This is a genomic window from Elioraea sp. (genome assembly GCF_051860475.1).
In the GTDB taxonomy this organism is placed as follows: Bacteria; Pseudomonadota; Alphaproteobacteria; order Acetobacterales; family Acetobacteraceae; genus Elioraea.
The window spans coordinates 1-10,217 of record NZ_JBHYDW010000149.1; the positions used below are offsets into that span (position 1 = coordinate 1).

A 10,217-nucleotide genomic window follows, 5' to 3' on the forward strand; every position below is an offset into this window, starting at 1 on the left:
AGAGGGAACCCGGTGGAGCCATGCGTCCCATCTTCCCCGACCGGGCAGAAGGCCGGGATGAGGCGACCACGCCGCGCCCCCATCGCCGCATTGGCAACGATCCTGCCGCGGGTCGTTGCGTCTCGGCGTCAGCCGCGCACGACTTTGCCCGCCTTCACCACCTGCCGGCAGGGATTGCCGCCGAGCCAGTAGCAGAGCGCGGCCGGATCGGCGACATTCCACACCACCAGATCGGCGTCGTATCCTTCTGAGATGGCTCCCGTTCGGCGCTCGCGGCCGAGCACGCGCGCCGCGTTGACGGTGAAGCCACGCAGCGCCTCCTCCGGCGTCATGCGGAACATCGTGCAGCCGAGGGCGAGCACCAGCAGTGGCGAGCGCGTCGGCGAGGAGCCAGGATTGCAGTTGGTCGCCAGCGCCATCGCCACGCCCTCGCTGCGGAACGCGTCCACCGGCGGGCGCTTCGTCTCGCGCAGGAACAGCGTGCTGCCCGGCAGCAGCATCGCGACCGTGCCGGCGCGTGCCATCGCCGCGATCCCGGCCGTGTTCGCGTACTCCAGGTGATCGGCCGAGCGCGCGCCGATCAGCGCCAGCGTCATCGCACCGTCCACGTCGCGGTACTGGTCGGTGTGGCCGCGCACCGGCAGGCCGAGCGCCCGCGCCCGGGCGTAGAGCCGCAGCATCGCCTCGTGCGGGATCGCCAGCCCCTCGATGCCGCCGTCGCACATGTCGACGAGCCCGGCCTCGACCGCCTCCGGCAGCACCCGCTCGGCCAGGAAATCGATGAAGGCATGCGGCCGGCCGGCGTATTCCGGTGCGAGCGCGTGCGCGCCCAGGAAGGAGGTGACGACGTCGACCGGCTCGCTCTCGCCCAGCCGCCGCGCGACGCGCAGCATGCGGAGCTCGGTGTCGCGGTCCAAGCCGTAGCCCGACTTGATCTCGACGGTGGTCACGCCCTCCGCCATCAGGCAGCGCAGGCGCGCCCGTGCCGTGGTCAGCAGCGTTTCCTCGTCCGCCTCCCGCGTTGCCCGGACCGTGGCCAGGATGCCGCCGCCGGATGCCGCGAGCTCCTGGCGCGTCGCACCGGCGAGCGCGGCGCGGAACTCGCCGATGCGGTCGCCGCCGAAGACAAGATGCGTATGCGCATCGATCAGCCCCGGCGTGACGAGCGCGCCCGCGCAGTCGTGCACCGCGCGCGCGAGCAGCTCCGGCCGGCCGGGCAGGGCGTCGGTCGGACCGACCCAGGCGATGCGCCCCCCCTCCACCGCGACGGCCCCGCCCGGCACCAGACCGAGCCCATCGCCCCGCATCGTCGCGACGCTCGCCCCGTACCAGATCGAGTCCCACATCCGCCGCTTCTCCCATGCGCGCGATCGTCCAGGCGTGCCGCACGGAGCAGGATGCCGAAGGCGTCAGCCGAGGGCCAGTCGCGGCGGGCGGAGCCGCGTCACGTCAGCGCCGCGGCATACGCGCTCGCAACGACGAGGCAGCAATTGCCGGGCCTCACCCGGCCAGGCTGTCGCCTGCCGTAGAGCAGGCCGTCGGCCTGGTAGGTGACGGTCTCGGGCGGGCGCCGCGGGTCCCAGGTGCAATGGATGCGGCCGGCCGGCTCGCCGGCCCGCACCTCCGTCCCCTTGGCGTGGAACGGCTCGAAGATGCCGTCAGTGGTCGCGAACACATAGGCAGCGCTGCCCGGCAGCTCCAGGATGCGTCCGTCGCCGCGCCGTGGCGACGCGTCCTCGGGCGGCAGCACGCCGAGATGCCCCAGCACGTTGCGCACGCCGCGGCGGCAGATCGCGAGCGCCTCGGGCGAGACCGTGCCGCTGCCGGCCATCTCGGTCCCGACCGTCACGAGCCCGGCACGCACGGCCGCGGCGGTGGCGGTGCGCGGGTCGCCGAGATTGGAGATCACCACGGTCAGCGGCGCGTCGAACGCCTGCACGGCGGCGATGTTGCGGGCACGCAATGCCGGGTCGTCGGCCGGCTCGATGATCGCGCTCGGCATGATGTCGAGCGATGAGCCGCCGGAGTGGAGCGAGAGGAAGGCATCCGCGATCGGGAACAGATGGTCGGTGACGAAGGCCGTGATCTGCTGCGTGATCGTGCCGCGCGGATCGCCGGGGAAGGTGCGGTTGTAGTTCAGCCCGTCGACCGGGGAGGTGCGCTGCCCCGCAATCACCGCATGCACGTTGTTGGCCGGCATCAGGATCAGCCGCCCCTGCACGCGCGCGGGGTCGAGCTCGCGGATCAGCTCGCAGATCGCGATCGGCCCCTCGTACTCGTCGCCGTGGTTGCCGCCCTCGATCAGCACCGTCGGGCCGGTGCCGTTGCCGATCACGGCGATCGGCACCTGCGTGACGCCCCAGGCATCGTCGTGCGGCGAGTGGGGAATCCGGAGGAAGCCGACCTGCCTGCCCGGCTGCTCGAGGTCGACGGTGAGGAACGCGCTCGAGGGCCTCGGCGCGGCGGGATGACGCATGCAACGGTCCTTCGTGACGGGAGGAACGGCGCGGCGGTGGAGGGGCGTGGCCGTCCCTCCACCCTGGGCCGCTCACAGCGTGGGCAGCGGGTCCATGGGCATGCCCAGATGCGTCCGGTGCAGCCGGTCCAGCTCGTCGTTCATCGTGTTGAAGAAGATCAGCCCGTCGAGCCAGCGCACCAGCGCATGCTCGCCCATGCGCACGCCGATATGGGCCGGGCTGCGACGGATCACGAACTTGCGGTCGAACTCGACGGTGCGGTGCCGCGCGGCGAGATCCTGCGCGACGATCGAGGCGGTCGCGAACAGCTGCGCCTGGCCGGACAGATAGGCGGCCGCCGCGGTCGCGTCATCCTCGGTGCGCATGATGCTGGCGCGCGGGTTCATCGCCGAGAGGGCGAGCTCCTGGGTCGTGCCGCGCGCCGCGGCGATCCGGTTGGTGCCGACATCCATCGCCGAGGTGACGTTCAGCGCGCGCGGGCCGTACACGCCGAGGAACAGGTTGGCGTAGGGCGCGGTGAACATGACCTGGCGCGCGCGCTCCGGCGTCAGCCCCATCACCGAGATCACGATGTCGACGCGGTCGGTCAGCAGGAACGGGATGCGGTTCGCCCCTGTGATCTGCTGCAGCTCGAGCCGCGCATTGAGCGCCTTTGCCGTCATCTCGGCGAACTCGACATCGAACCCGACCGGACGGCGGTCGGCGCTCTGCGAGCCGAAGGGCGGCACGTCGAGCGGCACGCCGATGCGCACCACGCCGTCCGACAGGATCTTCGCGAGCCGCCCGTCCGGCGCGGCCGCCTGCGCCCGCGCGGGACGCGACACCGCGGCCGCCGCCAGCGCGCCCGCGGCCGCGAGCCCGCCCAAGCCACGCCTCATCATCCTGGACATGTCATGCTCCTTTCCCATCCCTCTCCGCCCGGTCGCGGCACTGCTCAGTGCAGCACCGCGCCGAGGAAGCTCTGCAGTTCCTGCGTGCGCGGGGCGTCGAAGAACCGCTCGGCCGGCCCTTCCTCCCAGATCCGGCCGTGGTGCATGAACACCACGCGGTGCGCGACACGCCGCGCGAACCCCATCTCATGCGTCACCAGCGCCATGGTCATGCCCTGGCGCGCGACCTCCTCGAGCACCTTCAGCACCTCGCCGACCAGTTCGGGGTCGAGTGCCGAGGTGATCTCGTCGAACAGCATCAGATCGGGCGCCATCGCGAGCGAGCGCGCGATCGCGACGCGCTGCTGCTGCCCGCCCGACAGCGAGTCCGGATAGGCGTCGATCTTCTCCGAGAGCCCGACCTTGGCCAGCACCTCGCGCGCGATCTCGCGCGCCTGCGCAGGCGCGGTGCGCTTCACCACGCGCGGGGCGAGCGTGATGTTGCGCTCCACCGTCAGGTGCGGGAACAGGTTGTAGCTCTGGAACACGATGCCGACGCGCTGGCGCACGGCGCGCAGGTCGGTCTTCGGGTCGTTCACGACGATGCCGTTGAACACGATCCGCCCGCCCTGGATCGGCTCGAGCCCGTTGATGCAGCGCAGCAGCGTCGACTTGCCGGAGCCGGACCGGCCGATGATGGCGACGATCTCGCCGCGTTCGATCGTGATCGACACGCCGTCGAGCACGGTGTTCGCGCCGAACCGCTTGACCACGTCATGACAGGCGACGAGCGACATGCAGCGTCCTCTCCAGCCTTCGGCTCCAGAGTGTCAGGGGAAAGCAGATCGCGAAATAGATGGCCGCGACAACCATGAACACGGTGAAGGGGCGGAACGTGGCCGCGGTGGTGAGCTGGCCTTCGCGCGTCAGCTCGACGAAGCCGATCACGGCCGCAAGCGAGGTGTTCTTGATGAGCTGCACCAGGAACCCGACGGTCGGCGGGATCGCCACCCGCACCGCCTGCGGCACGATCACGTAGCGGAGCTGCTCGACGAACGAGAGCGCGAGCGCCGCCCCCGCCTCCCACTGCTGGCGCGGGATCGACTGGAGCGCGCCGCGCCAGATCTCGGCCAGGAAGGCAGAGGCGTAGATGGAGTAGGCGACGGTGACCGCAAGCCAGGTCGAGATCGTGAAGCCGACCAGCGCGAGGCCGAAATAGAACACGAACAGCCAGGCGAGCAGCGGCGTGCCCTGGATGACCAGGATCCAGGTTCCGGCGATCCAGCGCAGCGGGCCGAGCGGCGACACCCGGAGCAGCGTGACCAGCAGGCCGACCAGTCCTCCGCCGGCAAAGGCGATCGCCGAGAGCAGCAGCGTCCAGCGGGCCGCCAGCACCAGATAGCCGAGATCGATGAGGGCGAACTCGCGGATCATCGCCGGCCGAACGCGAGCAGATAGATCCCCAGGAACATCACCCGCATCGCCAGCGCCAGGGCAAGATAGATCGCCGCCACCACGGCATAGACCTCGAAGTCGCGGAAGGTGCGCGACTGGATGATCGAGGCGGCGTGGAACAGGTCGGCGGCCGAGATCTGCGACACCACCGAGGTCGCCAGCATCAGCAGCACGAACTGGCTCGCGAGCGCAGGGTAGACGATGCGCAGCGCCGGCAGCAGCACGACGTAGCGGAACACCTGCGGCCCCGTCAGGCCGAGCGCGTAGCCCGCCTCGATCTGCGTGCGCGGCACCGCCTCCAGCCCGGCGCGCACGATCTCGGCCGTGTAGGCGCCGAGATTGACGCTGAGCGCGACCACGGCAGCCGTCTCGGCGTCGAACCGCAGCCCGGCGCTCGGCAGGCCGAAGAACACGATGAACAGCTGCACGAGCAGGGGCGTGTTGCGGATCGCCTCGACATAGCAGGCGACCAGCAGGCGCAGCGCGCGCGGCCCATAGACGGAGGCGGCCGCGCAGGCGGTGCCGACCAGCAGCCCGATCGTGATGGTGATGCCTGAGAGCCACAGCGTCAGGATCAGCCCGTCCTGGAGCAGGTCCCAGGCGGCGAAGACGTCACGGAAGCGGAAGGTGTAGCTCACTGCGGGCGCGCCCGCCGCGCCGAGGGGTGCCGCGGCGGCACCGCGCGGCACGCCTGACAGGATCATCGCAAACCCGGACCTGCGGTCATGCGCCGCTCGCGCCTCCCACGCCATGCGCCCGGAGAGCGTAGGGTGCTTCGCAGAGGCGGTCAAACTTCATATATGAAGCGCATGGCGATACCGACCCCGCGGGCACGCCCCGCGTCCATGGCACGGCGGCCCTACGCGGCGCCCGCGCTCACCAAGGGGCTCGAGATCATCGAGACCCTGGCCGAGGCCACCGCGCCGCTCACCAGCCGCGACCTCGCCGACCGCCTCGGGCGGTCGAAGAACGAGATCTTCCGCATGGTGGTCGTGCTGGTGGAGCGCGGCTATCTCGCGCGCGAGCCGGGCACCGAGCGGCTGATGCTGACGCGGCGGCTGTTCGAGCTCGGCATGCGCACCCCGCGCCCGCGCCGGCTGCTGGAGGCGGCCGTTCCGGCCATGGAGCGGCTGACCGAGGACGTCGGGCAGTCGGCGCATCTGGTCGTGCTGATGCGGGGCGAGACGGTGGTGATCGCGGCGAGCAGCGGCGGCACGGATCTCAGCCTGACGCTGAAGCTCGGCTATCGCCGGCCGGCGCTGCGCGCGACCTCGGGGCGCATCCTGCTCGCGTTCCAGCCGCCGGAGCGGCGGGCGCGGCTGCTGGCCGAGGCGGTGCAGGCCGGCGGCGGGACGGCCGCGCCGCGGACGCTCGCGCGCGAGCTCGATCGCATCCGGGCGGCGGGCGTCTGCGTGGCATCCAGCCGGGACGCCGTCGGCGTGACCGATATCGGCGCGCCGGTGCTGGCACCCGACGGCAGCGCGATCGCCAGCATCGTCATTCCGTACCTGAACCGCCACGGCCAGGTGCCGCGGCATGACCTGGTGCGCGCGCGCCTCGTCGCCTGCTGCGCGGCGATCGCGGCGGCGCTGCGCTGAGGGGCGGCAGCGGACCAGGCGCATCGTTCAGCGCACGATGATGCCGCGGTCGCGACGCGAGAGCAGCTCCGCGCCACCCTCGGTGACCAGCACATTGTCGATGATGCGCACGCCGATCCGCTTCTCGCGCAGGAACACCGGCGGCTCGACGGTCACCACCATGCCGGCGCGCAGCACGTAGGGGCTCGCGTCGAACAGGTGGAGCGGCTCGGACCAGCCCGGCGGGAAGCCCGGCGCGAGGCCATAGCCGGACAGGTGCACGCGGCCATGCGCGAGGCCGGCCTCGGCGATCACCGCGCAGGCCGCCTCGTGCGGCGCGGTCGCCGGCGCGCCGTCGCGGATCGCGGCGATGCAGGCATCCGCTGCACGGCGCACGACGTCGTACACCTCCCGCAACCACCGCCCGGGCGGGCCGAGGCTGAACACACGCCCGATCGTCGCGGTGTAGCGGCGGCAGGTCGCGCCGTATTCGATCGAGCCGTGCTCGCCCGCGCGCAGGCGGCGCGGCGTCGGCGCGCCGTGGCTGTAGCAGGCACGCTCGCCCGAGACGAGGTTGACCGGGCTCGCCGCGAGCATGCTGTCGGCGCGCAGCAGCGTGTCGTGGACCGCGGCGGCGAGCGCGAGTTCGCTCTCGCCCGCGCGCAACGCCGCGGCGAAGCGCTCCATCGCCAGGTCGGCCCGGCGCGCGGCCTCACGGATGCAGCCGAGCTCGGCCGGTGACTTCACCATCTTGAGGCCGGCGACGAGCGCGGTCGGCTCCGCCACCAGCGCCGGGCCGAGCAGTGCCTTGAGCCGCTCGTAGTGGTGCGGGTGCAGGTAGTAGGCGGGCACCTCCAGCCCCACGCGCCCCTGAAGCACGCCAAGGCGGCGCGCAAGCGTGGCGAAGGCCTCGATCGGGTCCTCGGCCACCCCGCCGCCGAAGCCGTGCACCGCGTCGACCAGGGCGTCGTCCAGCAGCTCATTGCGCTCACCCTCGCGCGCGAGGATGACCAGCGCATCGCTGTGCGCGGCGACGATCAGGCACTGGAACTCCTGGTAGCTCTTCGCCTCCGATCCGGTCAGCCAATGGATCGAGACCGGATGGATCGCGACCAGCCAGTCGAGATCGGCCTCGCGCAGCGCGGCGCGCACCCGCGCGCGGCGCTCGGCGAACTCCGCCGCGCTGAAGTCGTGGCGGGACACGAGCCCGCGCTACAGCGGCGGCAGAGGACGCATCGGCCCGCCCAGCCACTTCACGTGCAGCCGGTCGAGCTCGCCGTTCAGGGTCTGCTGGAAGATGAAGGTGTCGATCCAGCGCAGCAGGTTGTGCTCGCCCATCTTGACGGTCATGTGCGCGGGCGCGCGGCGGAGCGCGAACTTGAAGTCGAACTCGGCGGCGGGATGCCGGCGCGCGAGTTCCGCCACCACCACGCTGTTGGCCGCGAGCAGGCGCGACTGGCCGGAGAGATAGGCCAGCACCGCGCCGGCATTGTCGTCGGTGCGCATGATGTCCGCCCCCGGCGCCTGCGCGGTCAGCACCAGATCCTCGGTCGTGCCGCGCGCGACGCTGACGCGGTTGCGGCCGATCTCGGCGGCCGAGGTGACCGCCAGCGCCTTCGGCCCGTACACCGCGAGCGAGGTGTCGGCATAGGGCGCACTGTACATCACCTGGCGCGCACGCTCGGCCGTGACGGACATCGCCGCGATGTTGATGTCGGCGCGATCGGTCAGCAGGTAGGGGATCCTGTTGGCCGCGGTCGCCTGCACCAGTTCCAGCCGCACGCCGAGCGCCTGGGCGACCAGGTTGGCGAGGTCGATGTCGAAGCCCTCGAGCTGGCGGTTGGCGTTCACCGAGCCGAACGGCGGCACGTCGGCGAACACGATCACGCGCACCGCGCCGCGCGACAGGATCTCGCCCAGCCGGTCGGCGCGCGCCTCGAGGCTGAACGAGACGGCGGCGAGCATCGCGCCGAGCGGCAGCATGAGACGGCGGAACACGGTTCGCATCACACGTCCTCCCTGTCCGGCGCGCAGCCGCGCGGGCCGGTGCCGTCGGCCTCCGGGCGAGCGTTGCGGAGAGAAAACGCTAGGCGCGCTTCGTCGATGAAGTCAAGCTTCCTTGGTGAAGCGTCGGCGCGCGCACCGCTCCGAGACGCGGCGATGCGCAGCGGCCCCTCCGCAGCCGGTGTGATCCCCTGTATTGCTTCGTGGATCACGCGACCCGGACGCGCAGCGTCTCCGGGCCGCGGCCCCACGAGCCGCCGGCGGACCCGCATGGACCCCTTCATCCTCACCCGCACCGACGGCACGATCGGCGTGATCACGCTCAACCGCCCCGAGGTGCTGAACGCCTGGCACCGGCCGATGCGCGACCTTCTGATCGCCGCGCTGGAGGCGATGGAGCGCGACGACGCGATCCGTGCCGTCGTCCTCACCGGCGCCGGCGAGCGCGCCTTCAGCGCCGGGCAGGACCTGAACGAGAGCAAGACCTTCGATCCCGACCGCGCTGAGGCATGGATCCGCGAGTGGGAGCGGCTCTACGGCCTGATCCGCTCGCTCACCAAGCCGCTCGTGGTGGCGCTGAACGGGCTCGCCGCCGGCTCGGCCTTCCAGGTCGCGCTGCTCGGCGACCTGCGCGTCGGCCACCCCGGCGTCACGATGGGCCAGCCCGAGATCAACGCCGGCTTCGCGAGCGTCACCGGCCCCGGCATCATGCGCGAGCTGCTCGGCATCGCGCGCACCACCGACCTTGCGCTCACCGGACGGATGATGGATGCGGCGGAGGCGCACGCGATCGGGCTGATCAGCCGGCTGGTGCCGCGGGAGCGGGTGTTGGCCGAGGCGCTCGCGCTCGCGGCTGAGCTCGCCGCCAAGCCGCCGAACGCCATGCGGCTCAGCAAGGCGTGGCTGCGCGAGATGACCGAGCCGTCCTTCCGCGCCACCATCGCCGCGGCGATCCGCATCCACCGCGCGGCCTACGGCACGGGCGAGCCGGCCGCGACCATGCAGCGCTTCCTCGATGCGCGCGCGCAGCGCCGGGACGGCGGCGGACGCTGAGCGCGACGGGAGGGACCGGAGGGTGGACGGCGCCGAGGGTTTCCTGCCGCTCTTCCGCGCGCACGCCCGCGCCGAGCCGGCTGCCGTGTTCGCGCGCATCGACGGCGCGGCGCTGAGCTTCGGCGCGCTCGACCGGATGTCGGACGGGCTCGCCGCGGGGCTTGCCGGGCGCGGCGTGGCCGCGGGCGGGCGGGTCGCGGCGATGCTGCGCAACGGCCGGCTGCCGCTCGTGCTGCTCCTCGCGATCGCCAAGCTCGGCGCGGTCTGGGTGCCGGTGAACGCCGAGGCGCGCGGCGCCGGGCTGGGCTTCGTGCTCGAGCACGCCGAACCGTCGCTGGTGCTCGCCGAGGCGGCGTTCCTGCCGGTCATCGCCGAGAGCGGGGCGCCGCTCGCCGGCGTTCCCGTGCTGCCCGCTGACGGGGATGAGGTCACGCGGTGGCTGGACGGCGCGGCCATGCTCGCGCCGCACGCGCCCGAGCCCGATGCCCCCTTCGGCATCCTCTACACCTCGGGCACCACCGGCCGGCCGAAGGGCGTGATCGTCACCCACCGCATGATGCGGCTCGCCGGCGAAGCGGCGGTGCTGGTCTCGGGCGTCGGCGACGGCGACGTGATGCTGGTATGGGAGCCGCTCTACCACATCGGCGGGGCGCAGCTGATCGTCGTGCCGCTGCTGCGCCGGGCCGTGCTGGCGCTGGTGCCACGGTTCAACGCCCACCCGGAGTGGGCCCACGCGCCCCAGAACGCCCCCACCCCCATCCAAAAACTCCGCGGCCAACTGC

At 72.3% G+C, this 10,217-nt stretch carries 11 protein-coding genes; 3 read left to right on the forward strand and 8 right to left on the reverse strand.

Annotation, left to right across the window (positions count from 1 at the left end; genetic code table 11):
• Positions 1-128: 128 nt before the first annotated feature.
• The 6 genes from hutI to ACTIFU_RS19740 all read right to left on the reverse strand — a co-directional run bounded on the left by hutI (position 129) and on the right by ACTIFU_RS19740 (position 5,505).
• Positions 129-1,346 (reverse strand): imidazolonepropionase, encoded by a 1,218-nt coding sequence (hutI, locus tag ACTIFU_RS19715; protein WP_439580027.1) that lies wholly within the window; start codon positions 1,344-1,346, stop codon positions 129-131.
• 98 nt (positions 1,347-1,444) lie between these two features.
• Positions 1,445-2,476: a succinylglutamate desuccinylase/aspartoacylase family protein gene (locus ACTIFU_RS19720; RefSeq protein WP_439580028.1), complete on the reverse strand. Its 1,032-nt coding sequence runs from the start codon at positions 2,474-2,476 to the stop codon at positions 1,445-1,447.
• 72 nt (positions 2,477-2,548) lie between these two features.
• Positions 2,549-3,367, reverse strand: coding sequence for a transporter substrate-binding domain-containing protein (locus ACTIFU_RS19725; RefSeq protein ID WP_439580029.1), 819 nt, complete (start codon positions 3,365-3,367; stop codon positions 2,549-2,551).
• A gap of 44 nt (positions 3,368-3,411) precedes the next feature.
• Entirely contained in the window at positions 3,412-4,143 is a 732-nt protein-coding gene (locus tag ACTIFU_RS19730; protein ID WP_439580030.1) for an amino acid ABC transporter ATP-binding protein, read from the reverse strand.
• Positions 4,121-4,780, reverse strand: coding sequence for an amino acid ABC transporter permease (locus ACTIFU_RS19735; protein ID WP_439580031.1), 660 nt, complete (start codon positions 4,778-4,780; stop codon positions 4,121-4,123). Before ACTIFU_RS19735 ends, ACTIFU_RS19730 begins: the two co-directional genes overlap by 23 nt.
• Complete coding sequence (locus ACTIFU_RS19740) at positions 4,777-5,505, reverse strand: amino acid ABC transporter permease (RefSeq protein ID WP_439580032.1); 729 nt, start codon at positions 5,503-5,505, stop codon at positions 4,777-4,779. Before ACTIFU_RS19740 ends, ACTIFU_RS19735 begins: the two co-directional genes overlap by 4 nt.
• Positions 5,506-5,646: 141 nt before the next feature.
• Between ACTIFU_RS19740 and ACTIFU_RS19745 the strand changes: the two genes are divergently transcribed.
• On the forward strand, positions 5,647-6,399 hold the full coding sequence (locus ACTIFU_RS19745; protein WP_439580033.1) for an IclR family transcriptional regulator: 753 nt from the start codon (positions 5,647-5,649) through the stop codon (positions 6,397-6,399).
• A gap of 27 nt (positions 6,400-6,426) precedes the next feature.
• Here the strand turns inward: ACTIFU_RS19745 and ACTIFU_RS19750 are convergent, their stop codons facing one another.
• Together ACTIFU_RS19750 and ACTIFU_RS19755 are read right to left on the reverse strand one after the other, a co-directional pair.
• The gene (locus ACTIFU_RS19750; protein ID WP_439580034.1) at positions 6,427-7,581 is read right to left on the reverse strand and encodes a M24 family metallopeptidase; all 1,155 of its coding nucleotides are present in this window, start codon (positions 7,579-7,581) and stop codon (positions 6,427-6,429) included.
• A 9-nt stretch (positions 7,582-7,590) separates the two neighbouring features.
• A complete protein-coding gene (locus ACTIFU_RS19755; protein WP_439580035.1) occupies positions 7,591-8,385 on the reverse strand; it encodes a transporter substrate-binding domain-containing protein in 795 nt (264 codons plus the stop codon).
• A 267-nt stretch (positions 8,386-8,652) separates the two neighbouring features.
• Here ACTIFU_RS19755 and ACTIFU_RS19760 point away from each other — a divergent pair, with 267 nt between their 5' ends.
• Positions 8,653-9,435, forward strand: coding sequence for an enoyl-CoA hydratase/isomerase family protein (locus ACTIFU_RS19760; protein ID WP_439580036.1), 783 nt, complete (start codon positions 8,653-8,655; stop codon positions 9,433-9,435).
• 22 nt (positions 9,436-9,457) lie between these two features.
• A partial coding sequence (locus ACTIFU_RS19765; RefSeq protein ID WP_439580037.1) for an AMP-binding protein occupies positions 9,458-10,217 on the forward strand: 760 nt, incomplete at its 3' end.